Annotated in this window: 23 protein-coding genes; 6 read left to right on the top strand and 17 right to left on the bottom strand. The window is 38.9% G+C overall.

The features are described from left to right. Together aspA and H0185_RS04435 are read right to left on the bottom strand one after the other, a co-directional pair. Window positions 1–1,425 carry an aspartate ammonia-lyase gene (aspA, locus tag H0185_RS04440; RefSeq protein WP_221871575.1) on the bottom strand — a complete coding sequence of 475 codons (1,425 nt, stop codon included), beginning with the start codon at window positions 1,423–1,425 and terminating at the stop codon, window positions 1–3. Window position 1,426: 1 nt separating this feature from the next. Beyond that, complete coding sequence (locus H0185_RS04435) at window positions 1,427–1,840, bottom strand: VOC family protein (protein ID WP_221871573.1); 414 nt, start codon at window positions 1,838–1,840, stop codon at window positions 1,427–1,429. Window positions 1,841–2,122: 282 nt separating this feature from the next. On the opposite strand from H0185_RS04435, the gene H0185_RS04430 reads away from it, so the two are divergent. Both H0185_RS04430 and H0185_RS04425 read left to right on the top strand, forming a co-directional pair. Beyond that, complete coding sequence (locus tag H0185_RS04430) at window positions 2,123–3,304, top strand: MerR family transcriptional regulator (protein ID WP_221871571.1); 1,182 nt, start codon at window positions 2,123–2,125, stop codon at window positions 3,302–3,304. 131 nt (window positions 3,305–3,435) lie between these two features. After that, a complete protein-coding gene (locus H0185_RS04425; protein ID WP_221871569.1) occupies window positions 3,436–4,551 on the top strand; it encodes an AbrB family transcriptional regulator in 1,116 nt (371 codons plus the stop codon). A gap of 87 nt (window positions 4,552–4,638) precedes the next feature. On the opposite strand, the gene H0185_RS04420 is transcribed toward H0185_RS04425, so the two are convergent. Together H0185_RS04420 and H0185_RS04415 are read right to left on the bottom strand one after the other, a co-directional pair. Continuing rightward, window positions 4,639–6,273, bottom strand: coding sequence for a catalase (locus H0185_RS04420; protein ID WP_221871567.1), 1,635 nt, complete (start codon window positions 6,271–6,273; stop codon window positions 4,639–4,641). A 115-nt stretch (window positions 6,274–6,388) separates the two neighbouring features. Continuing rightward, entirely contained in the window at window positions 6,389–7,318 is a 930-nt protein-coding gene (locus tag H0185_RS04415; RefSeq protein ID WP_221871565.1) for a dipeptidase, read from the bottom strand. 296 nt (window positions 7,319–7,614) lie between these two features. Between H0185_RS04415 and H0185_RS04410 the strand changes: the two genes are divergently transcribed. Further along, window positions 7,615–7,767, top strand: a complete 153-nt coding sequence (locus tag H0185_RS04410; protein ID WP_221871563.1) for a hypothetical protein — start codon at window positions 7,615–7,617, stop codon at window positions 7,765–7,767. Window positions 7,768–8,116: 349 nt separating this feature from the next. On the opposite strand, the gene H0185_RS04405 is transcribed toward H0185_RS04410, so the two are convergent. The 7 genes from H0185_RS04405 to H0185_RS04375 form a co-directional block, all read right to left on the bottom strand. After that, window positions 8,117–8,755, bottom strand: coding sequence for a response regulator (locus H0185_RS04405; protein WP_221871561.1), 639 nt, complete (start codon window positions 8,753–8,755; stop codon window positions 8,117–8,119). A 12-nt stretch (window positions 8,756–8,767) separates the two neighbouring features. Then, window positions 8,768–9,886, bottom strand: coding sequence for a GAF domain-containing sensor histidine kinase (locus H0185_RS04400; RefSeq protein ID WP_221871559.1), 1,119 nt, complete (start codon window positions 9,884–9,886; stop codon window positions 8,768–8,770). Between the two features lie 575 nt (window positions 9,887–10,461). Then, window positions 10,462–11,049 (bottom strand): molybdopterin-dependent oxidoreductase, encoded by a 588-nt coding sequence (locus H0185_RS04395; protein ID WP_425515809.1) that lies wholly within the window; start codon window positions 11,047–11,049, stop codon window positions 10,462–10,464. Between the two features lie 313 nt (window positions 11,050–11,362). Continuing rightward, window positions 11,363–11,725, bottom strand: coding sequence for a VOC family protein (locus tag H0185_RS04390; protein WP_221871555.1), 363 nt, complete (start codon window positions 11,723–11,725; stop codon window positions 11,363–11,365). Window positions 11,726–11,736: 11 nt separating this feature from the next. Next, entirely contained in the window at window positions 11,737–12,768 is a 1,032-nt protein-coding gene (locus H0185_RS04385; protein ID WP_221871553.1) for an S-adenosylmethionine:tRNA ribosyltransferase-isomerase, read from the bottom strand. Continuing rightward, a complete protein-coding gene (locus H0185_RS04380; protein WP_221871551.1) occupies window positions 12,769–13,500 on the bottom strand; it encodes an SDR family oxidoreductase in 732 nt (243 codons plus the stop codon). Window positions 13,501–13,691: 191 nt separating this feature from the next. Next, entirely contained in the window at window positions 13,692–15,365 is a 1,674-nt protein-coding gene (locus H0185_RS04375) for an AMP-binding protein (RefSeq protein ID WP_221871549.1), read from the bottom strand. A gap of 215 nt (window positions 15,366–15,580) precedes the next feature. On the opposite strand from H0185_RS04375, the gene H0185_RS04370 reads away from it, so the two are divergent. After that, window positions 15,581–16,411 carry an SDR family oxidoreductase gene (locus tag H0185_RS04370; protein ID WP_246628999.1) on the top strand — a complete coding sequence of 277 codons (831 nt, stop codon included), beginning with the start codon at window positions 15,581–15,583 and terminating at the stop codon, window positions 16,409–16,411. 114 nt (window positions 16,412–16,525) lie between these two features. Here the strand turns inward: H0185_RS04370 and H0185_RS04365 are convergent, their stop codons facing one another. From H0185_RS04365 to desA, 3 genes are all read right to left on the bottom strand, one after another. Then, entirely contained in the window at window positions 16,526–17,125 is a 600-nt protein-coding gene (locus H0185_RS04365; protein WP_221871545.1) for a response regulator transcription factor, read from the bottom strand. Window positions 17,126–17,139: 14 nt separating this feature from the next. Next, window positions 17,140–18,261 carry a sensor histidine kinase gene (locus tag H0185_RS04360; protein ID WP_221871543.1) on the bottom strand — a complete coding sequence of 374 codons (1,122 nt, stop codon included), beginning with the start codon at window positions 18,259–18,261 and terminating at the stop codon, window positions 17,140–17,142. Between the two features lie 201 nt (window positions 18,262–18,462). After that, a complete protein-coding gene (desA, locus tag H0185_RS04355) occupies window positions 18,463–19,494 on the bottom strand; it encodes a Delta(5) desaturase DesA (protein ID WP_221871541.1) in 1,032 nt (343 codons plus the stop codon). A 305-nt stretch (window positions 19,495–19,799) separates the two neighbouring features. Between desA and H0185_RS04350 the strand changes: the two genes are divergently transcribed. Further along, the gene (locus tag H0185_RS04350) at window positions 19,800–20,492 is read left to right on the top strand and encodes a TorD/DmsD family molecular chaperone (RefSeq protein ID WP_221871539.1); all 693 of its coding nucleotides are present in this window, start codon (window positions 19,800–19,802) and stop codon (window positions 20,490–20,492) included. A 228-nt stretch (window positions 20,493–20,720) separates the two neighbouring features. Here the strand turns inward: H0185_RS04350 and H0185_RS04345 are convergent, their stop codons facing one another. From H0185_RS04345 to H0185_RS04335, 3 genes are all read right to left on the bottom strand, one after another. After that, the gene (locus H0185_RS04345) at window positions 20,721–21,737 is read right to left on the bottom strand and encodes a serine hydrolase domain-containing protein (RefSeq protein WP_221871537.1); all 1,017 of its coding nucleotides are present in this window, start codon (window positions 21,735–21,737) and stop codon (window positions 20,721–20,723) included. Between the two features lie 316 nt (window positions 21,738–22,053). Continuing rightward, window positions 22,054–22,485 carry an SRPBCC family protein gene (locus H0185_RS04340; protein ID WP_221871535.1) on the bottom strand — a complete coding sequence of 144 codons (432 nt, stop codon included), beginning with the start codon at window positions 22,483–22,485 and terminating at the stop codon, window positions 22,054–22,056. Window positions 22,486–22,602: 117 nt separating this feature from the next. Further along, window positions 22,603–23,937 carry a sodium-dependent transporter gene (locus tag H0185_RS04335; RefSeq protein ID WP_221871533.1) on the bottom strand — a complete coding sequence of 445 codons (1,335 nt, stop codon included), beginning with the start codon at window positions 23,935–23,937 and terminating at the stop codon, window positions 22,603–22,605. A gap of 428 nt (window positions 23,938–24,365) precedes the next feature. On the opposite strand from H0185_RS04335, the gene H0185_RS04330 reads away from it, so the two are divergent. Then, on the top strand, window positions 24,366–24,794 hold the full coding sequence (locus tag H0185_RS04330) for a cell wall hydrolase (protein WP_221871531.1): 429 nt from the start codon (window positions 24,366–24,368) through the stop codon (window positions 24,792–24,794). Window positions 24,795–24,813: the final 19 nt, after the last annotated feature.

Below are 24,813 nucleotides of genomic sequence, written 5' to 3'. Positions count from 1 at the left end.
TCAATCTTTATTTAACAGTTCCTCGGCTGCAATTCCTGGGTTTGTCATCTCAAAAGGGTTTAAAATTAAATCAAGCTCTTCTTCGGTTAAAACATCATAAGCAAGACAAAGCTCGCGGACGGATTTACCCGTGAGGATCGCTTCTCTAGCAATTCTAGCGACTACTTCATACCCTAGATGAGGATTAACGGCTGTAATAATTCCTACACTCTGATCAACATCCTGCTGCAGCTTTTCTTTATTTGCTTCAATCCCTTTCACGCAGTATTCAGTAAACACATGGAACGCATTGTTCATGATTGAGATGGACTGAATCAAATTAAAGATGAGCACAGGCTCCATTACATTCAGTTCAAGTTGACCTGCCTCAGATGCAAGACAAACGGTGTTATCATTGCCGATTACTTGGAAAGCAACTTGATTAATGACCTCTGCCATAACCGGATTTACCTTCCCAGGCATAATCGATGAACCTGGCTGTCTTGACGGCAAAGAGATCTCATTAAATCCAACTCGAGGACCTGAGGCCATTAATCGAAAATCATTTGCGATTTTCGACATATTCATCATGCAAACTTTTAACGACGCAGAAACCTCTGTATAAGCATCCGTATTTTGCGTTGCATCGACAAGATGTTCTGCATTTACAAGCGGAAGTCCACTTATTTCAGCAAGATGCTCGACCACTCGTTTGATATATTTTGGGTTTGCATTTAAGCCTGTACCTACTGCTGTTGCTCCCATATTTACTTCATATAAACTGTTTTTTGTGTTACTTATCCTTTTGATATCTCTTGCTATCACCCTGCTATACGCCTTGAATTCCTGTCCTAGCCTAATGGGAACAGCATCTTGCAAATGGGTCCTGCCCATTTTGATAAAAGAATCAAATTCCTCCGCTTTTCCCTCAAACACACGGTACATCACCTTCATCGTTTCAAGGAGTTGATCTAAAAGTGATAGCACTGAGATATGCATGGCTGTTGGAAAGGCGTCATTCGTAGATTGTGCCATGTTTACATGAGTATTGGGGCTTAATTTAAAATAATCTCCTTTTTGTTCCCCAAGAATCTCTAAGGCACGATTTGCAATGACTTCGTTTGCATTCATATTGATGGATGTTCCTGCGCCACCTTGAATCGGATCAACGATAAATTGATCATGCCATTCCCCGTCAATAATTTCATCAGCAGCTTGTACGATAACTTCGCCAAGCCCTTTATATAATCTCCCTACCTCCATATTCGCAAGAGCCGCAGCTTTTTTAACCATTGCTAAGGCTTTAATTAACTCTCCATGAATCCGATAGCCTGTTATAGGGAAATTTTCCACAGCTCTTAGTGTTTGAATTCCATAGTAAGCATCGGCTGGTACATTCTTTTCACCGAGAAAATCCTTTTCAATTCTAACATTTGCTTCCGACAAGTCAGGATCCCTCCAATTGATTTTTCGTATAATTCAAACCCCAAATGTTTCCAAAGCAGTCCTTCACGACCCCATGCTTCGCTCCCCAGAAGGTATCAGATAAAGGGAATTGCACGGTTCCATCCTGTGAAAGCTTTTTATAAACAGAAGAGAGCTCCTCTTCACTGCTCATTTCAAGGACCAGTTGAAATTGATTGCCTATCTGATGATTTGAGTGAAAAACATCTGTTAAATAAAGGATACAATTTTCATTGATATGTAGTTCAGCATGAATATACTTTCCCTCATGTCCCTTGAACATTTCTACACCGTCAGCCTGTTGGGTGTTTTTTACTTCTCCGCCAAAGACCGATTGGTAATATTCTAGAGCTTGACTGCAATTTTCCATTGCAAGGCTTGCAATGATTGATTTCATGTTCTCCCCCCGATTAAACACTTAATTTACCTTAATAAGATTAGTGTAACCGAAATTGACTTTGAAACAACTATTTATGCTTTTATTAGTCCTCTTTTTGATTTTGTCAAAACCGCTTTGTAATTGTTGGTTTTTGCGAACCTATGAGGAATCTACACTTCTTTTGATAGCTTTTGTCATCATGCAGGAAAACCACACCCCTGATGCTGAATAAATTCACATACAAAATTGGTTCCATCTCTACAACGAACAAATTTTAAAATATAGAAAGGGTTGGCAAAAATGAATCAATTTATGAAGGCGTATACGATTAAAGAGGTTTCTAAAAAAATCAATGTTCCATCTGGTACAATCCGTCAATGGGAAAAGGACCTAGACGGGTTACTCGTTATCCCACGAACTAGACAAGGAGCAAGATTTTATACTGATAAAGAAATTCAGCTTCTTGAAAATATTAAACAAATGCGCAGTAAGAACCTTAGCAAAGATATGATTCGTCAGCTTATGCAAAAACATTTGAGTATGGTTACTGAGAATGATACTTCAGATGAACTAGTAGAAACCACTCTTCCTGCCGTCCAGGAGGCAGCCCCACCTGCTGAACAGGCACCAGAATTCGATGTGGAGGGCTTTTTTAATGCGCTTGAAACGTATAAACAGGATCTGATTAAAGATGTTCGAAGTGAAATTCGGAATGAACTTCGAACCGAGATTGTTGAAGAGGTGAAAAAGGACATTGCTTCAAATTCCCTCCAAACCATAAAAGCTCTGTCTTTGTCCATCCAACGCTCTAAGGACCGCATGAAAGCAGACCTTAACGAGCTTTCACACCATGTTACGGATGCTACGGAGAAAACCTCTGAATCATTCGCAACCCTTTCGGAAGTCTCATTAGGGACTGCAGAAAAGGTGTCAACCATTTCGGAAGATGTTACGAAGCTTTCGAAAGGAACTTCGAAGGAAATTTCCAATTTAACTTCGAATGTTACGAAGATAACCAACGGAACGAAGAAAGAAGTAGCGGCAATAAAGGATAATTTATCAAAGTTATCAAAAGGAACGACAAAGAATCTAACTCATCTTTCGGAATCGGTCGCGAAACTTTCAAAAGGAACTTCGAAAGAAATGTCTTCACTAACGGAAGCACTTTCGAAGGTTTCAAAGGGAACTTCCGAAGAGATTCAAACCCTTGCCGCAAAATTTGATGAATCCTCCGAGGAGTTTAAGATTCTCACTGATTATCTTTCTAAGAATAATGAAATGACAACAACTGAATTAAGCACGATGAATGAACAATTAGCAATGGATCGGGAATATTATCTCGAAACACTTAAATTGGAGCGCGAACAATTTAGAAGTGAGATTAATAAGCGCGATGAAGTTTTCCAAAATATGGTTGTTAGCTACCGTGAAGCCGCAGCTGCAAAGGATCCATCAAAAAAATGGTGGAAACTTTGGAAATAATCTTCTTGAAGGAAGCAGTGGAACATTCATCCACTGCTTTTATGCGTAGAATTTAATTTCCCTCCTCTCAGTGAATGAAAAGTATAGTAAAATCAAAGATGTCATGTATTATATCGAAAAGAAGGGTCTAGATGAAAAAACTATGGCATCAGTACATATCAATACATTCCCCTACCTTAACGGCTTTCTTTGCCGCTTTGGCTGGTGGAGGTATTTTCACCTTAATCGGGGCACCCGTACCTTGGCTGTTAGGGCCAATTGCTGCTGTGATGCTTACCACCAAATTTAGTAAAAATGAGCTCTACTGGCCTGTCAGTGTAAGGAATACTGGAATGATCATCATCGGTTATTCTTTTGGGTTATCTCTAACAAAAGAAGCGCTCATTGAAATTAGTGCAAAACTGCCGGCGATGCTCATTCTAACAATTGCTTTAATTGCTTTTTGTGCGGCAATTGCCTATTTCATCTCAAAAGGGACAGGTGTTGATTACCCGACCATCCTTACAGGAAGCATCCCTGGCGGTTTATCGCAAATGATTCTTTTCGCTGAGGAAGCAAAAGGAATTGACATCACAACTGTAAGCTTTCTACAAGTCACTCGTTTATTAATGATTGTGTTTATCGTTCCTTTTATCGTGGTTAGTGGTCCTTTTTCTGAGGGTAATACCCTATCGTCCATCTTAAATGGGAATGTAACCGAATACGCACCGATTTTTCCTAATGGGCTTATTTATGCACTCCTTTGTGTTGTGATGGCCGTTATCGGGCAAAAAATGAAGGTGCCGACTCCTTACCTGCTAGGACCGATTGTAGGCACGACGATTCTTAATCTTACAGATTTACACGCCTCCACCCTACCAACCTATATACTAGATATCTCTCAAGTTATGATTGGTGTTTATATTGGGCTTATGTTAAAACCAGATAAACTAAAAGCAAAAGGGAAAATGATGGTTCTTGCAGTTTTAAGTGGGATTGTGTTGATATTTGGGTCCATGCTGTTAAGTTTATTGCTTGTCCACTATTATGGAGTTTCGATTTCGACAAGCTTCCTAAGCTTAGCACCTGGTGGGATGGATCAAATGGGAATACTTGCTCATGAAACAAATGCAGATATTTCTATGGTTACAGCGTTTCAAATCTTTCGGCTTTTGTTTATCTTTTTTGCTGTTCCCCCCTTTCTTAGGTGGATTTTCCGTGAATCAATCATTAAAGCAAATGAACAGACCAAACAGAGATCAGGATAATGAAAAACAAAAAACAGGCTCCAGCCTGTTTTTGTTTTTAAGTCGGTAGTTCTAAACTACCTCATAAATAACTATAACATTTGAAAATTAATAAGGATCAGCTTCGTGGCTTTTCTTAACAGCATCTTCAGTCGCTTTATTTGCTGCTAATGAACCTTGACCATATTTCGATTTCCCTGCTTCACGACCTGGAATTTTTCCACTCTCCATCTCACTTTGTTCTTTCATTTTCATTTCCATGCCTTCTTTGACACGACGACCATAATCTTCATCTGCTTTCGTGAAATGTTCAATCATAGCATCTTGGATTTTTTTGTCGCATACAGCCAGTGCTTCAGATAGGTTCTTGATTAATTCATCACGTTCCCAATCTTCAAGACTTCGATAGGTGTGACCAGCTTGACCATAGTTATTCGGACGATCAATAGGCGCGCTCATTGCGGCTGCATTATATGTTGGCTGATGCGGCGCACGCCCTTCTGTATTTGCTTCCTTTAAGCCTCCGAGCATGGATGGCTCATAGTTAATATGAGGATTATTTCCATATTCTTCCTGACTGTGTACATCCATTTGGCCACGGCGCTGGTTTGTGCGTACAGTTGTCTTTGGCGCATTAACAGGTAATTTCAGGTAGTTTGCACCAACACGATAGCGTTGGGTATCGGAGTAGGAGAAGGTCCGGCCTTGCAACATTTTATCATCAGAGAAGTCCATTCCATCAACTAAAACCCCTGTACCGAAAGCAGCTTGCTCAATTTCCGCATGGAAATCTACTGGATTCCGATCTAGGACCATCCTTCCTACAGGTAACCATGGAAACTTATCCTCCGGCCAAAGTTTTGTATCATCGAGCGGATCAAAATCAAGTTCTGGATGATAGTCATCCTCCATGATTTGAACAAAAAGTTCCCATTCCGGATAATCTCCTTTTTCAATCGCTTCATATAAATCTTGTGTCGCATGACCGACGTTTTTTGCTTGTATGGAATCTGCCTCTTCTTGTGTTAAATTCCGAATACCCTGTTTTGGCTCCCAATGATATTTTACCAACACTGCCTCCCCTTTTGCATTCACCCATTTATAGGTGTTTACACCAGAACCCTGCATATGGCGGTATGTAGCAGGAATTCCCCAAGGAGAGAAAAGAAATGTAATCATATGTGTCGCCTCAGGTGTACGGGATACAAAATCAAACATTCGCTGTGGGTTTGGAACGTTTGAAACTGGATCCGCTTTAAATGCATGAATCATATCAGGAAACTTCATCGCATCACGAATAAAGAAAATTTTAAGGTTGTTCCCAACTAGATCCCAGTTTCCATCTTCTGTATACATTTTTACTGCAAAACCACGGGGGTCTCTTGCTGTTTCAGGTGAATCCTTAGCTCCTGCCACTGTCGAGAAACGAACCATTAATGGCGTTTTCTTCCCCGCTCCAGAAAACACCTTCGCACGAGTATACTTTTCTACCGGCTCATCTCCAACTTTTCCATACGTTTCAAAATAACCAAATGCTCCAGCTCCGCGTGCATGGACGACACGCTCTGGCACCTCTTCACGATCAAAATGTGAAATCTTTTCAATAAAGTGGTAATTCTCAAGTGTAGCTGGGCCACGATCCCCAATGGTACGAATGTTTTGATTATCTGAGACAGGATGTCCCTGACGTGTTGTCAGCGTTTCCTCATTTTCTTGGTTGTTGTTCTTGTTTTCGTTGTTCATCGCTAAAGCTCACCTCTATATGGAAATTTTAACTAACCTAACCTAATTTGCCCTTTAACAGCTAAAATATTCCAAAATAAAACCAGACAGAGATTTACTCTATCTGGTCCTTCTTTTAATCCGTTGGTCGATGGTCTAAAAAGTTTTGATACGCAAAGCCTTTTACCTGGTCTTCTGAAAAGTGTTTAAGCAGTTCATTAATCAAATCTTGATACTTTCCTGCATGCTCTAGTCCAGTTACATGAGAAGATATCCCGTCAAAATCAGATCCTAAACCGATATTTTTTTCACCATCTAGTGAACAGAAATAATCAATATGCTTCACAACATCTTGGATCGTAGCATTTGCGTCTTCCTTAACAAAATGTGGGGCAAAAACAACATGCAGCATACCATTCCTTTGGAAAAGAGCCCTAACTTGGTTTCCATACAAATTTCGTGGATGATTACATAAGTGCCGTGAGTTCGAATGGCTGGCAATCGGGTATTTGGCTGTTTCCATAACGTCCCAAAATGCCTTTTCAGATAAATGAGAGACATCAGTCAATATATGATGTTGATTATTGAATTCAACGATTTCCTTTCCGAATAAAGTTAGCCCACCTCCTCGTGGTTCCCCAGCGCCATCAGCAGCTAAATTGGCATTGTTCCAAGTAAGCCCCACAGAGCGTACACCTAATTGATAAAGGATATGTAATTTCGTTATGTCATTACCAATTGCATCCACGCCCTCCAACGTAAGCATGGCCCCTATTTGATTTTCCTCTAAACGGTCAAAATCAGACCAATTTTTAATATGTTTCATTTCAGGATTTTTTCCAAGTACTTCACGGTAGAATAAATCAATTTGCCCTAGTGCGGCATCGAATTTATGCTCTTGTTTGATGCCAGGTTCAATAAAAATCGCAAAGCACTGTACAGCCACTTCTCCTTGTTGTAAACGCCTTTTATTTGTTTCGAGCTCTTCTGCATCAGCATACCGAATACGATCATTTGCTTCATGAAGTTTTAATAATGCATCGCAATGTAAATCAATAATCTTCATACATTTACCGCCTTTCCAGCTAATCACGACCTGTAATGCCTGTTTATTTTATCATTAATCTAACATAGATGAGTACTATCCTTCGTAAGGATAAGCCTTTTCCTATATTTCTCAATCATTTAATCCTTTAAAAGGGCAATCGGTTGAATATTTTTTAAATATTTAAATAAATTAAAGATATAAAATTTGATATCTTTTCTCACATGTATTAAAATAAAGATTGAAAAATGAATGAACATTCATTATTTTTGATAAATTTGACAGGGTGACCAAATTTAATCTGTGAGGTTAAAGAGATGATTATCACAAAATCGTATTTTTTAAGTGAAAAAGAGCGCTTGGAACTTGAAGATCATGTGTTGAATGCAAATAATGATTTGTCTGAGGCAGAAATCCTAAAATTAGATGATCGAGAATTAACGGAATTAGCTGGTCGCAACCGCGAATAGCGGTAAGGCTAGCTTCCTTTTTTTCTTTTGAGAGACTCCAACATAAGTTTACACCCATCCACAAAAAACCTACCTTTTTGCCGCAAAGGTACCCTGCAGCTTGTGCTTCTGTTTCAGTGCAAAAACCAGATTATATGGTGTTTTCGCTAACATCCTAATCATGTTACCCGCTCGGTCAATGATACATTTATCCCTTTTATCTTACCTTAGCAGTCCGCTTCAATTGGAATTTCCTTATGGGTACATTTCAATTCATCATTGCTGTATCCTTTATCTCGCACATTATTTCCAATACTACAATTGCCAATCCCGGCTTTTACACAGTTCCTAACTTACTAATTTCACAGGATTAGACCAATTTGTTTTTCACAGCAAAAAGTGCTGCTTGGGTCCGATCTGCTAATTCAAGCTTCGAAAGCAGATTCGAGACATGAGTTTTGACCGTTTTCTCTGTAATAAATAAAGCGGAAGCAATTTCTTTGTTGCTTTTCCCTTTAGCAATCTCTTTCAGAACTTCTAGTTCTCTCCTTGTCAGTTCATCTAGTTGACTCCGATCTTGTTTGTCCTTCTTAGCCAAGTTACTTAGTAAATGTGAAGTCGCTTTAGGATGGAGCTGATTTTCACCATTCATGACTTTTTTAATGCAGTTTACTAGCTCATCAGGCTGAATATCTTTCAACTGATAACCAGAAGCACCTGCCTCTAAGGCTGGCAGTACATGGTCTTGATCAGAAAAACTCGTCAGAATTAATATTTTAATGTCTGGTTTCTCTGTTTTTATGATTTTCGTTGCCTCAATTCCATCCATTTCTGGCATCGATAAATCCATCAAAATAATATCAGGATTTAAGCTTCTTGCTATTTCTACTGCTTCTTTCCCATTTCCTGCTTCCCCAATAATGGTTATATCTCCTTGTGTTCGCAAAAAGAATACTAGCCCTCTTCTTACAACATGATGGTCATCTGCAATTAACACTCGTATTCCCACTGCTCTTCCCCCCTAAACCGGTATTTGAATTTGAACCACAGTCCCCTTGCCCGGAGAACTTTCTAATTGAAACTTCCCATTCAGCGCCTCGGTACGCTTCTTCATATTTTTCAACCCAAGTGATGGAATCTCAAGCTTCTCATCATAGTAAAAACCGCATCCATCGTCCTGAATCACCATTTGAACTAGGTTTTCGTTCATCGTTAATCTAAGCGAAACTTTAAGGGTTTGGGAGTGCTTTTTACAATTGGCAAGGGCTTCCTGACCAATCCGCCACAAAACCTCCTCCACTTTACCAGGTAAATTCATGACCCCTGTGACCTTTGTTTCAATTGAAAGCCCTAGCATTTCTGCATAACCGCTTAAGGAACTGGCAATCCCGTTTTCCAAACCTTGTGGCCTTAATTGCCAAATCAATGCTCGCATCTCACCTAATGCATCTTGAGCTAGATCCTGAATATAGCTAAACGTTTGTTTGACATCCACTTTTTCCGTCATTTCCACTCCTGCTCTTGCAGTCAAACTGAGGGAAAATAAAAGCTGGTTAACAGAATCATGTAGGTCTCTTGCTAGGCGATTTCTTTCGGCTATAAGGGCCGTTTCTTGTTCTTTCTGTGTTAACGTGATTCTTTTTAATGCCGTACCAATTTGAAAAGCCACTGACTCTAGTAAAGCAAGTTCATCTTGTTCAAAGTAGGTTTTATAGGGAGCTCCAACATTTAAAAGACCGAATCTTTCTTCTCCAGCTCTTAATGGAACCGTAGCATGGTGGGTCAACCCACATGTAGCACCCGCCTTTTCCTCGATAGCCTCTTCAATTCTTTGACACTCAATAATATTGGTTGCCTTTGTTAGCTTACGAGAATGATAGCGATTTACACACCAACATCGACCTTGGCACATTCGGTGATAGTTCTCATTTGTTAACGCTGGCGGCAACGCTGCATGCGCAGTTAATTGATGATTACCATTCCCGTCGATTAAAAAGATCCACCCTATCTCAAGGCCAGTAACATCTAAGAGTTTTTTTAAAACCTCAGCTAAAACACTGTTTACTTCCGTTCCTTCGTTCAAAAGCTCCGCAATCTCTTTTAAAATTGAGATTTTCTTGTATTTTGCCTCCTCATTCATTGATACCCCTCCAACATTCACTTCTATTTTTATTATAACTATAACTGCTCTAAGTATCTTCAAAAGATTGGCTGACGATTACTCAGACTTTTGATGTAGAAATTCACAAACAAAGTTCGGTCCATCCTAGTAGTAAAAATCAACACAATGCCGAATGGGTTATGTTTCCAACACCAGTATACTGAAAATAAGCTAAAGGAGGGGAAAAAATGAATGTAACCTTTTTGAAATAGAGTCTGAGTATCGTGGCCAAAAAGAAGTCTTAGAAAGAAGAATGCGAGAAATAGAGATATACAATCTTTATTCTGATCCAACAAAAGCCAGGAAAAAATATCAAATAACATTATTAGGTCTAAAACTAAGTCTCTAGATACTACTTTTCATTGTGCGGGGGGCTCGTCATGCTGAAATCAGCAGATTTAAGAAGGTGGAACAATCTTACAAGGTTCCACCTTTTATACTCAACATAAAGAGTAAGGACCACTATTGAAGCTCATTTTTTGCCTAAAATGATTTCAGGAAATTGAAAAGTCCGTACATACGGAATTAAAACGGATCACTAGCTTTTTTTAATGTTACCGATATCGTTCTTCCTTAAAAGGATTAGCTGTCATTGAATACCCCATCTCTTCCCAAAACCCAGCTTCGTCTTCTTTTAGAAACCGAATACCTGATACCCACTTGGTTCCTTTCCACAAGTAAAAGCTATCTGGTGGTATAAACCGAAGCGGATACCCATGTTTAGGATCAAGCTCTTCCCAATCATGATGCTCGTCCTTCCAGCGAAACACAAATAATGAATCATCTCCTAGAAGCTTTTCAAGTGGTAAATTCGCACAATACCCCATTCGGTCACCATCATAATAACCAAAAATCTGCACATAATTTACACCCTCATTTAATTCAATCAGTTTCAATAATTCTCGAAAAGTGATTCCCTCAAAGGTTGTCCCAAATTTAGACCAAGTCGTCACACAATGCATATCAACAGTAGAAACGGTTTTGGGTAATTTCATAAACTCCTGAAAGGAAAGAGTTACCTCTTCTTTTACTTCCCCAAAAAGAGTAAAGTCCCAAGTATCTTCATTAAATTCATAAACATCTCCAACATGAAGAATTGGCCATTTATCTGTTTCGAATTGACCAGGTGGAAGTTTTTTCATTCCATCCATCCTTTCACTACAAATTGTTCTTCTTATTGAACATGATAGAATGATTAGACCACTAGATGCAAATGATGGGTTGCGTTTACAAAGGCTGTTTTGGAAGATAAATTGTTGCTAAAATTCTAATACTGGATTCGCAATAGAACAAATAGTTACTAGGGCTCCATACTTGAGAAAAAAACGTTTATAAATAATAGGCTGACATCCTTAATATATAAGGACTCAGCCATATAAAGATTGTTAGAAAAGTGGCCAGCAGCGCACAAGTAAATAGAAGAAATCCTTCATGTATAACATGGGAACCATTCCTTTACACTTCACCCGACATTTCCAAAAACTCAAGAATTTCATGGTCAGGACCTTCAAAAAATACCGTTTGCCAACCATTACTAAGAATATATGGTCCCTCTAGAACTTCAAAACCATGACCATTAAACCTTGTTATCATCTGTTTTATATCCTTAACTTCAAAACATAAATGCGTCGTCTGCTCTGGATTTCTCTTTTGTTTCTGGGGAATAAGTTCAAGACAGAACGTATTGGATGAAAGGAAAATCAAGTCTTCTCCCTGGAACTCAACCACACTTTCTTGATTGAGCTGGAACATTTTTTGATAAAATTCTCTAGAAATCTCTAAATCATTCACTTCTATTCCATAATGATGAATACGCAATTTCTTCCCCCTCAAACAATCAAGTTCATGTCCCCAAATTCATGCCATAAATACTCGTGTTCAATCGCCTTACGATAAGCGTTTAATATATGCCTTTCTTCTACAAAAGCTGTTAACATATCCAGATGACTTGCTTTTGGTTCATGAAACCCCGTAATAATCCCATCTACAATTTCTAATCTATAGCCTTTTTGAATATAAAGATTCGTCCATCCCTGCAAAACCCCCTTTTTGGATGCGGTTTCTAAAGCGCGAACCACTGTTGTACCCACTGCAATGACTCTCCCACCATTCGCTTTTGTAGTAGAGATTTTTGTCATCGTTTCTTGGTTGATTGAATATTCCTCATAATTATCTTCGGGAGAAGGCAACTTGTCTTCATCGAACATATAGCTTAAACCTGTATGCAATTGAATAAAATCAATCTGAACCCCTTTCCTTTGCAGATTAAACAATAGTTCCCAACTAAACGCCCTCCCTGCAGAAGGCATTTCAACGGATCCAGGGGTACTTGCAAAAACCGTTTGATAATAATCTAAATCCCATGGGTGATGGATATATTCATAACGAACCGGTTCTCCTAACGAATAGAGCTGATGAAACAGTTCTATTCCACTAAGTGAAAAAATAAGAGTTCTAAGCTTAGGGTTATTAATTGCTGGCCCCTTCACACTTGCTGTTAACCTATCAGAAAAATAAAGGATATCTCCCGCCTTTAAGTTTTCTTTTACTACCAACACATCCCACACACTATCTCCTCGGCGCCTTGCTAACCGAACTTCAACTTGCTTTTTAAGAATTGTCCCTCTCCGTTCCCAGCTTATTTTAAATATGGCAGGGATCGTCCGACTATTATTTAATATCAATAGATCACCTGCTTTAAGGAAATCTGTTATTTGAGAGAACTTATCATGGATGATGTGACCTGTTTCACGGTCAAGGACCATCATTTTAACCTGGTCCCTTCTCACGCCCCGCCGCTCTGGAGGATGAGTTGCGTTTAATTCATTTGGAAGATAAAAATCTAACGAGGTTGTGGTCATTTACTCCACCTCCTCAAACGCTTGTGCTTCAAACCTTTTTCCATTGATGCCAACAGACTTCTCAGAAGCTAAATATAAAAATACGTCGACAAGATTTTCTGGTTTTGCTAAAGGATAATCACAGTCTGGGACCGCTAACCGATGCATCTCGGTGTCCATTTCTCCCGGATCCACCATATTCACTCTAATATTTGTGCTACTTAATTCATCGGCCCAGGTTTCTGTCAGCCCTTCGACAGCAAACTTTGAAATTCCATATGCTCCCCATCCGGCATAACCTACATTTCCTGCCTCTGAAGTTAGATTAATGATAGAACCGTGATTCCGCTGAAGCATTCCGGGAAGGACTCTTCGCGTAACTAAAAAGGGGGAGATAGCATTAATTCTTAACACCTGTGCGAAATCCTCTTCAGGATAATCAAGCAATAATGGCATAGGACTTGGTCCTAATATCGACGCATTATTGATTAACACATCCACTCTCCCGTAAGCTTCCTCCGTCATCCCAACAAACCTTTCAACCTCTCTTGATTTGGATAGATCGGTGGGAACGGCTAATACCTCAGCGGCGCCCATTTTCTCCGCTTCTACTTTTACAAGGTTCAACTCGTCCGCCGTTCTACTACAGATGGCGAGGCGTACTCCTTCGGTGGCAAATGCCAAGGTTAATGCCTTCCCTAATCCCTTTGATGCTCCAGTAATCATAACTACCTTTTCTTTGTTTAATTTCATTTTCTTCTCTCCTTCACCTAAATGGTTTATATGTATACATTACCGAGTTTTGGTAATCTCTTCCTCATTAGAAAGAGGCAAGTTTCTCTACAACTTTAGTATGAAAAAAATGCCTGACCCCTTTATTAAAAGGTCAGGCATTTTAATTACTATATGCTAAGTTTTCACTCTATCGTTCGGTAGCCAACAAGTTAAACTTCTTCCCCTTGTGGCTCTTTGAGTAATCGGCGTAGTACCTTTCCGGAGCTTGTCGCAGGAAGTTGGTCAATAAATTCAATGGACCGTGGATATTTATAGGCCGCCATTTTCTCTTTTGCCCATTCAATCATTTCCTCCTCGGTAACCTTTCCCTGGTATCCAGGCTTTAAAACGACAAACATCTTCACACTTTCCCCTCTTACTGGGTCAGGAACTCCAATAGCTGCACTTTGGAGAATTCCAGGATGCTCGTTCATCAAAACTTCTACGTCTTCTGGAAACACGCTATAACCCGAGCATTTGATCATTTCCTTTAAGCGCCCATGGAAATATAAGTAACCATCTTCATCAAGGCTCCCAATATCTCCTGTATATACCCAACCATCTCGTAAAGTTTCAGCTGTTGCATCAGGACGATTCAAATAGCCTTTGAAGACTCCAGGGTTTTTAAGAGCAATTTCCCCTTTCTCACCTGCCGGTACCTGTTCTCCAGTCTCAAAGTCTATGATTTTTATTTCGGTCTCAAAGGTAGGAATGCCGCAGCTTCCCCACTTGATTTTATCTGCAGGCATAAAAGTATCACATGTATGCGTTTCGCTAAGACCATAAGCTGCTTCGTACATAAGGCATCCTTTCGTTAGCTTTTTCCATTGTTCCGCCAGTTGCTGAGTTACCGGAATACCGAAGCTCGTTGCCATATTCACTCTTAGTGAACACAGATTACGATTTTCAATCCCCGGAGTATGTAGAAGCGCAACATTCATCGGGGCAACGCTGTACCAAACAGTTACTTCGTATTTTTCAATAGCATCAACCGCTGCTTGTGGGTCAAACCTTGTGAGTAACACAGATGTGCAACCACTATATACAGGCGTATTCACTCCCATGACCATCCCGGCAATATGGCATAAAGGAGCCACAGCCAAGGATTTATCCTCTTTTAGAACGTTATTGGCCTGAACAGTTGCAGCAGTCTTAAACAACGCACTCTTAAATGGCAACATCGCCGCTTTTGGTCGTCCAGTTGTTCCTGACGTAAACACCATAAGACCTATATCATTCTCCAAATCAACCTCTACATGACCCTGGTAAGGCTGCTTTTCCTTTAAGATCGATGCAAAATCCTTTGTTTCAGCTATTAGTTTTTTCTCTATTTTTAACTCCTCTGGCATAGGTAAGGTAGGATGTTCTGGTAAAAAATCTGCGTAATTGGTCGTTACAATAAATTCTAACGAAGAAATGTTTTGACAGGCTCCCTGAAGCTGTCCGTAAAGTTCCTGACCTGAAAGAATTCCTTTTACCTTTGCCTCATTCAACAAGTATTCAAGCTCGGCTTGCTTATACATTGGATTCAACGGGACAACAGTTCCACCTAGGCGTTGGATACCGTAATGAGCAATAATATACTGTGGACAGTTTTGCAGAAACAAGGCGACACAGTCTCCTTTTGATACCCCTTCTTCCCCCAAGAAGGATGCAAATCGGTCAACATACTCATCCATTTGACTCCAAGTAAGATCATTCCCATAAAATGAATAGGCAACTTTGTTCGGAAACGCTGCTGCGTTAGCCTTCAAATATTCATGCAAAGGTTTTTCTCCCAAACGATACTCCAACTTTTGTGAAACATCTTGTGGCCAGTATAGAGATTTACTCAAAATAACCATCCTTTCTTCATTTGAATCTAGCGAAAACGATTACATTTCTGTTGTTGCCTAACAAGCTATTATCCTCATTTATCTATTATACATAATTGAGAAAATTCAGTCTATTATCAATAGACAACTAAATAAAGCTAAATAGAAAAATGAATGCATGGATTCGACGTTTAAACCTATACCCTTTAAAATGGAAAGAAAGCAGTCAAAAGGAGAACGATGTATTGAAAAAAACAGCAATTGTAACAGGGGCATCAAATGGCTTTGGTTTACTCAGTGTTCTTGAACTCGCCAAAAATGACTTTCATGTCATTGCCACCATGAGAAATCTAGACAAGGGCGTGGCGCTTTTAGACATGGCAAAGAGTTTGGAATTATCTTCTTCAATTCAACTTGAAACACTGGATGTAACTTCACCAGAATCCACCCAAGAGTTGAAGACAGTAGTAGAAAAGCTAGATTCAGTGGATGTGCTTGTGAACAACGCCGGCATGGCCATTGGTGGTACTAGTGAGGAGCTAACACTTGAAGATTATCGCAGACAATTTGAAACCAACTTCTTCGGGGTTATTGCCGTTACCCAAGCTGTCTTGCCTTTAATGCGAGCAAATCATAGAGGTAGAATCATTAATATGAGCAGTATTAGTGGGAGGATCGGGTTTCCCGGATTATCGCCATATACAGCATCGAAGCATGCGCTTGAGGGCTATAGTGAAAGTCTTCGACTTGAGTTAGCTCCCTTTGGTATTGACGTTGTTCTCGTAGAGCCTGGCTCCTATAAAACGAATATATGGTCTGGTATGGATGAAGTCGAACTAACTGAGAAGTCCCCTTATTTCAATTATATGAAAACATTAAAAAATGAAATTGAACGCGGGAAATCAAACCATGGCAACCCAGTTGAAATCGCCAAACTAGTGGCTCAAATCGCTAGCCAACCCCAGAAACCAAAACTACGATATCCAATCGGAAAAGGCGTGAAAGCGAATATCCTTTTAAAGAAATTCTTACCCTGGAAGATGTTAGAGTCAGCCATCTTAAAAAAACTCCAATAAAAAGAAGCTTGCTCCCAGTACTTTTTCACTTGGGTGCAAGCTTCTTGATGAAAGGCTCTACTCTTAGACCTTGATGCACGATAAATAAAGCTTTGTCCACTCCAAAACTCAACCTTATTTAAACCAACCTTTTTCTTTTGATTGGCGAATTGCTTCAATCCGGTTGGTAACTTCTAATTTATCTAGGATAGTAGAAATATAATTCCGAACTGTGCCCGTCGTAATCGTTAGCTGAGAAGCAATGTCTTTGGTGTTTTTACCGTCTGCTACTAAGCCAAGTACTTCCATTTCTCTTTCTGTTAATGGATTTTCTTCACTGTAAAGATCATCCATAAGTTCAGGAGCGTACACTCTTCGCCCAGCCATCACATTGCGGATGGAGCTAGCCAATTCCTCACTTGGGCTATCTTTCAATAAATAGCCTTTTACTCCTGCTTTTATCGCTCGTTGGAAATAACCTGAGCGAGCAAATGTAGTTAAAATAATTACCTTACAATCTGTTGACTTTAGCTCTTCTGCGGCTTCTAGCCCCGTTTTACCTGGCATCTCAATATCCATAATGCATATATCTGGTTGCAGCTTCTTGACGAGTTCCACTGCTTCTTCCCCATTATTCGCTTTTCCTACCACTTCCATATCCTCTTCTAAGCTAAGCAAGGAACCTAAAGCTCCTAGCAGCATTCGCTGATCCTCAGCAATGACGATGGTAATCAAGTTGCTCCCTCCCCTTAAGATTGTTTAATAACTCTTGGCACTTTAATAATCAGGACATTTCCATTCTCACTCACCACATCAAGAGTTCCATTTACAAATTCAAGACGTTCTCTCATGCCATTTAAACCGCTACCTTTTGAAAAATCTGATTCGGTGACCTCTCCAATTCCATCATCTTTAATTTTTAAAGTGATATCCTTATCAGATTGGTTGAGTGTAACGAGACAACTTGAAGCTTTGCTATGTTTGACAACATTGGTTACAGCTTCTTTTAGACACATGCTTAAGATATTTTCGATAAATGGCGAAATCGTTTTTGAAGATAAATCAACCTCTAAATCTAGGTGAATTTCTGCTGCATTAAGGATTTGTTCCACACGTAGAAGTTCATCTTTTAAACGAATCCCGCGCATCTCTGATACCATTTTTCGTACTTCATTTAAAGCCGTTCTTGCGGTGCTTTGTACATCCTTCAATTCCGCTCGAGCCTGCTCTGGATCTTTATACACCAATTTACCTGCAAGATCGCTTTTTAATCCTATCAATGACAACTTTTGCCCTAACGTATCGTGGAGGTCACGTGCAATCCGTTGACGCTCCTCCGCTTTTACGAGCTCAGCAATCCGCTTATTTGCATCTTCAAGCTTTTCTTCTAAACGTCCGGTTACTTTTTTATTGCGCATGCTAAGGGGCAATAAAATAATACTTAGCCAAACAATGATGATAAACGGGAGTTGACTTAAAAATAGAGCTTCTCTGAAAACCAATTCAAGATTGATTGCCGCCGACATGCAGACAAGATGAATAAAGTATAAGACAAAAAAAGGAATGCGATTTTGAATTCGGCCAACCAAATAGGCAATAAAGAAGGCAAAATAAACGTAACTAAAGAACAAGGTCAAGAAAACGGATATTCCAATGAGAATACTGCTCCAGAGATAAACCGTCCAGGATTTTGATGCAAAGGCCAATCGATAAAAGAGAAAGAATGCTAATGTTAGAATGATTCCATTGATGATTTCTGCTGTTGACGCAGACTGTGAAAAAATAAAATAAAATGGCAAGATACCAAGAATGGTCCATATATAAGGGGATATCCCTGTGGTTTTTAACAAATTCCAATATTGTTTAAGCATTCAGCACCCTCAAACCTTCTATTATTCTCTATATTTTACCATATTTCTTATGGGTAAGCTGTTGTAAACAGGGTTGTGTTTGATTTCACTCCATTAACCTGTAATAAATCAACAATGAACACCACAATACTTCAAGATAGTCAATATAGCTTAATTTTAATAAAAGACCCTCCTCATCATGCCAAGGAGAGTCTTACTGATTTATACTTCTGGCTTTGCTTCTACTGATACTCGCCTCTTTGCAACTTTTTTCAAGTGGCTAAATGGAACAAATTTCTTACTTTCTTCATCCCATAGGCGGAATCTCAATGAACCTAAACTTGTTGCTAGTGTGATTGTCGGTACATTCTGTAGTGGAGCTGTATTCTCATGTACTTCTTCTAGCTTATAGTTCGGTACTCTTGGACTTAAATGATGAACATGGTGATACCCAATATTACCTGTTAACCATTGAAGGACTTTCGGAAGTTTGTAGAATGAACTTCCCTCTACAGCTGCTTTGACATATTCCCAGTGCTCATCTTCCTCGAAATAAGAATCCTCGAAAGTATGTTGGATATAGAATAACCAAATGCCAAGGGCACCCGAAATCATAAAGATTGGTCCCTGGATTAATAGGAAGCTCTGCCAACCGATTAGCATACAAAGCAATGTGATTACGACAACAAGCAACACGTTGGTTAAATACGTATTCATACGTTCTTTGCGTCTTGCTCCTCGGTGATTAAAGCGATTTTCAATCCCGAACACATAAATGGGCCCTAAAACAAACATTACAAATGGGTTCCGGTATAAACGATATTGAATTTTTGTCCATAAGGATGCTTCCATATATTCTTCTACTGTGAGCATCCATAGGTCGCCTGTTCCACGCTTATCTAAATTACTACTTGTTGCATGATGGATAGCGTGATCGTGACCCCATTTTTCAAACGGAAACAACGTTAAAATTCCTGTGATGGTCCCAAGTACTCGATTGGCTTTTCTGCTTTTGAAAAAAGAGTAATGTGTACAGTCATGGAATATGATGAACGTACGCACTAAAAATCCTGATGCCACGATACAAATCCCTAGAGTAAGGAAATACGAAACCGACAAGCTCTTATAAGCTAAAAACCAAAGGACGAAAAATGGCCCCAATGTATTAACAATCTGTAAGATACTATTTCGTAATTCAGCTTTTTCATAAGGGGCAACCTGCTTCCTTAAAGCTCGTTGTTTTGGATCTTTCATAATTTACAATTTCCCCTTCCGTTATGTTGATAACCTAATTATAAGTAAGGAAAAAATGCAATAGTAGTACCAGGTGTCATAAGTTATATATGATAAATGTCATGTTTGTCCAAAAATTGCGTTCCCTCCCTTACCTAACCTGCCTAAAAAAGCTTACTTTTACTGTGTTAGACCGTAATGTTCATCATTTTTTAATAAAACTTAGACAATTGTATGACAACTGATCTTTATATAATAAAAAACTCCCTCTCTCATATACAATTTTCTTATATACTTTATTCCTATATTAGAAAGAGGGAAAAGAAATGACGGCTATCACAGAAAAAGAGCATACTTTCGGCATCTTATTCCAGACAAGATCTATCATGAACGAAGTGGTCCGTTTTATTTTGAATCGTTCACCTGAAAAAGATTCATTGTATGCACTTAAAAATAATCCAACTTTCCAATCTCTATGTGAGATTAGTGATAACGCAAGTGTAATTTCAAAATCAATTGATTCTTTGCTGTTAGGACCAAAATCCATGCAAGATGCAAAGGATGAATATACTCGACTATTTGTTGGTCCTCACGCTCTCCCTGCGCCACTATGGGAATCCGTCTATCTAGGACGAGAACATCTATTGTTCAATGAGCAGACCCTCCAAGTTCGAAAATGTTATCAACAGTACGGTTTGTATATTAACAATGAAAATAATGAACCTGAAGACCATATTGTGCTTGAATTGGAGTTTATGAGCTACCTGACTCAGGAGATTTTTGAAAGTGATGATGATGCAGATACAAAGAAATTAATTGAGGATCATACCTACTTTTTAAACGAACACTTAGGAAGATGGGCACCAACATTCTGTGAGAAACTGATACACTCAACAAAATCCCCGCTTTTTCAAGGTGCTGCCTTCTTGTTAAGTGAGTATATTGAGCTTGAACACCAAGTAGCCAATTTTTTATGCGAAGTCATGACACAAACAGCCACCGGTGAATCTTTCGAATAAAAACAGTTAAAAAAGACGCTCCCTTTTACATAACAGGTTCTGTTTTGGAGTGCAAAATGAGTAGAAGGCTAAAATGCCGCTGAATTTCTCAGCATCCAAAATAACAAGAGAAATCATAATATTATTAGCACTGAAAAACGCTCAGAAGTTTCTGAGCGTTTCTTTTATTGTTTATTCAATTAAATCCCTCTTACTCTGAGTACATTTCTTCACAAACAAAGGTAGTTTTTATATTTCATCCTCAATTCCTTTCATCATGTCATATGCTCCTTCAGATTTATTAGAACAAATGACACTTTTAATTGAGTTCTTGGGATAATATGCAGAATGAAAACTAACCCCAGGGTCATACCCCATTATATGATATTTATAAATTTCATCATCATTCTTTTCAATCCATAATCCATACCCATAAAAGCTATTTTTTTTATTCGTTTGAACATATGGATTAAGTATCATATAAGTGTATTCTTCACTAAGTAATTGATTGTTTACAAGCGAATCCCAGAAGAGTGCCATGTCGTTCACGGTTACAAATGCCCCACCATCTGAACCACCTTTAACAGGCAATGAGTAAATATTTGTCTTCCAAGTACCATTCGGATAGTCTATATAACCAAGTGCAGTATTTTTAGGAAGGGAATCAAATTCGAAATAACCCGAGTTGATCATCCCTGCTTTTTTAAAGATATTTTCTTCAATATATTCAGCAAATTGAAGCTGACTTACTTGCTCTACAATTAACCCAAGTAAAATATAGCCAGCATTATTATAATGGAATCTTTCATTTACTTTTGCTTTCATTGGCTGGTTCTGAAAAAGTGGTAAGAAGTTTTCCAAGGTTCTAATATGATACATTGGGTTCTTAACCCACAATTCTTCAAAGTCATCCATTACTTCCTCGTCAAAATAATCTGGTATACCAGCTGTATGTGTTAATAGGTGGTGAATGGTTATATCTTTATCAAAATTTGGAAAAGAAAATTTAAGGCAATCTGCTAACTTTGTTTCAAAAGTTAATTTTCCATCTTCTACAAGCTGACAAATTGCTATTGACGTAAACAGTTTGCATCCTGATGCTATTCCATATCGTGTAAAGGAGCTATTTTCAATTTGCTCAGAACGATTAGCATACCCATAGCTAACTTCTGTCAAAACTCCATTATCTTTTTTAACCAAAACACTTCCTGAGAATTCATTCTGACTCTGAATATCGGTAAGACGATTTAGAATAATAGATTTCACATAATCCCTCCAAAACTATTTTTCAACAACTTGCACCTGTATTTGAACAGCTACAATACACAATAAACTAATTATACATTAGAGGATAATAATAGATTGAATATTTTATCAAAAAGAGGAAATTTGTACTGTGATAATAGTGCTGACTCAGTTGAAATCTTGTTCAACTATTCTGCTGCATTTGCTTCGATTAAAAAAGCGATCCTTCGTTATTGAAGGATCGCTACCCGTTAGTCCAAAAAGGCTATGTTTTATATAATCTGTTTTTAAAAACCGAACTACTTACTTTTATAACTTGGCGTCTTTTTAATGTCTATTACGACCTATTATTTCCTTCAACATAGTCGTATAGTTTCTTGATTAAGTTCGACCAACCAATATCCATGTTTTCATGAACAACGGAGTGTGCCGCACGAAATTCAGTTATCTTTTCCGGATCCCAACCAGAATGAGTGACCGTAAATTCCGTTAAGTCCCCATGCTCTTTCAGTTCAAATGCAACGGTCCAATCTTTTCCCCATGTAAAAGAAAGATGATGGGTTGGGCTCACTTCTTTTACATAACAAGGCGAAACGCCAAACTGTCCACGGTTCAATTCAAATTTATGACCTTTCAACGGCTTAAAATCATTAAGCATAAACCAGCTTGCCAGACCCTCAGACGTTGCTACAGCTGCCCACACTGTTTCAATAGGAGCATGAATAAAAGCCTTTTTTTGAAGGTCGGGTAAGTACACTTGATTTTGCATGATTTCCCCCCATTCTATTCATCTCACTCGATTCACTTGATTTATAGGTATGCAAAAAGAGCCATCAATAAGACAGCCCTTTGCATGTTTCTTTAAATGAGTATCAAGTTCAGTGGCTTAAAGAAGCCCGATGGATTGCAGGAATACAACAGCAATAGCAATCGGAACAACAAAGCGAATGGAAAAGTACCAAATATCGTAAAAAATCCCTAGACCATTTGTTCCCATTGATAATTCTTCCTTCACCAAATTACGTGGGAGTCTGTAGCCAACAAATAATGAAATGAATAAAGCTCCAAGCGGTAACCCTATATTGCTGACGAGGAAATCTGCTGCATCAAAAATCGACTTTCCAAAAAGTTGAACTTCTGAAAAGACACCAAACGAAAGCGCACTAGGTACACCAACAAGAAAAATCAAAAGTCCACTAATCCAAGCCAATTTGCCCCGCTTTTCCTTTTCATCTTTTACCAGAACGGCGACAACTATTTCTAAAATTGAAAAGGCCGAGGTAAGCGTTGCGAATAAAAGCAGGACAAGAAAAATAAATAAGAATACACTGCCAAAGGCCATTTCATTAAACACAGCTGGCAAGACGACAAACACTAATCCAGGTCCCTGGCCAGGCTCAAAACCGAGCGCAAACACAGCTGGGAAGATAACAATTCCTGCTAGGAAACAAATTAAGATGTTTAAGCCTGCAACCGAAAAAGCGGATTTGACGATGTTTTCTGATTTAGATAGGTAAGAAGCATACGTCACCATGACGGAAATTCCGACACTTAAGGTGAAAAAAGCTTGTCCTAATGCCAAAAGAATGGTTTCTGCTGTTAATGCCGAGAAATCCGGTTTGAGCAAAAACTCAATACCTGCTCCTGCCCCTTCTAATGTTAACGAACGAATTGCAAGAATAATAAATAAAAGAAAAAGTGCAGGCATCATATATTTACTTGCTCGTTCAATTCCCTTCTGGACGCCACCTTTCACGACCATAATCGTCATGATCATAAAAATAAACTGACAGACCACCACTTCTATTGGGTTAGCAATAATTTCATTAAATAATTCCCCGTAATTAGCATTTGATAAAGAACCGGTGATGCTTCTTCCCAAATACGAAAGGATCCATCCCCCAACAACACTATAAAATGATAGCAAGATAAAGGAAAAGATCACACCAGCTCCGCCAATATAATGCCATTTGGTTCCAGGAGCAAGCTTTTGATACGCCCGGATTGCATCCTTTTGACTATTCCGGCCAATCAAAAACTCCGCAATTAATATCGGGGCGCCTACGAATATGGTTAATAGGATAAAAAACAAGAAAAATATGGCTCCCCCATTCGTACCAGCCATATAGGGAAACTTCCAAATAGCTCCTAATCCTATCGCGGAACCAGCCGCTGCTAGAATGAAGCCAAGCTTGGATGTCCATTGTTCATGTGTCTTCATAAATAAGAATTCTCCTTTTGTGCCTCAAGCTGAATATTTTTACATAATACTATTTTATCTGACAAAATGATAGTGAAATTCACATAAAACAATCTTTTACCACGATAAACTACGTTCAAACCATACCAATCTCTAGACATATCTCACAATTTGATCACTTTTTTCCTTTAATATTGGATGTTTTAGCCTTGTTTCGCTGCAGTAGAAAAGAGCTTGCAAACTTATTTACATTAAATTCGACTTTAAGATAGGAACAACACCTTTTTTACGAAAACGGCCAACAATGAGCATATTAACAAGATTGTAGCTATCGCTTTTCGTTTTGCCGATCAGGCCAGATTCACTTACTTCTATTGGGTCAAGTTTGTTATAGTAGGGAACCATCTTCATCTTATTGCAATATGATAAGGTATAGTGGAGGTGGGCTTATGGCCGTGGTGAAACATACTGAATCAGATATCAATCTGTTGGCAAGATTGCTGAGGGCTGAAGCTGAAGGCGAAGGTATTCAAGGCATGATGCATGTAGGTTCAGTTGGCATAAACCGGATTAGAGGGAACTGCTCGGATTTTAAAGGGATAAGGACGATTCCTCAAATGATTTACCAAGAGCATGCGTTCGAAGCTACTCAAAAAGGGTATTTTTATCAGAGAGCTAGAGAGGCGGAAAAAAAGCTTGCACGAAAAGCGGTAAGAGGTCATCGGGAGTGGCCAGCAAAATTCAGTCTTTGGTACTTCCGACCAGGTGGTGATTGTCCGGCCACTTGGTACAATCAACCACTAGTGGGTCGCTTTAAACGTCACTGCTTTTACGAACCGCGAAGTGGCGAATGTGATAACATTTATAACACTTTTTAACGATCTGCGCCTTTTAGGA

This window comes from Mesobacillus maritimus (assembly GCF_019749255.1).
GTDB lineage: Bacteria > Bacillota > Bacilli > Bacillales > Cytobacillaceae > Mesobacillus_B > Mesobacillus_B maritimus_A.
The sequence above is the reverse complement of the archived record's forward strand: the minus strand, read 5'-3'. Positions and strand labels throughout refer to the sequence as shown.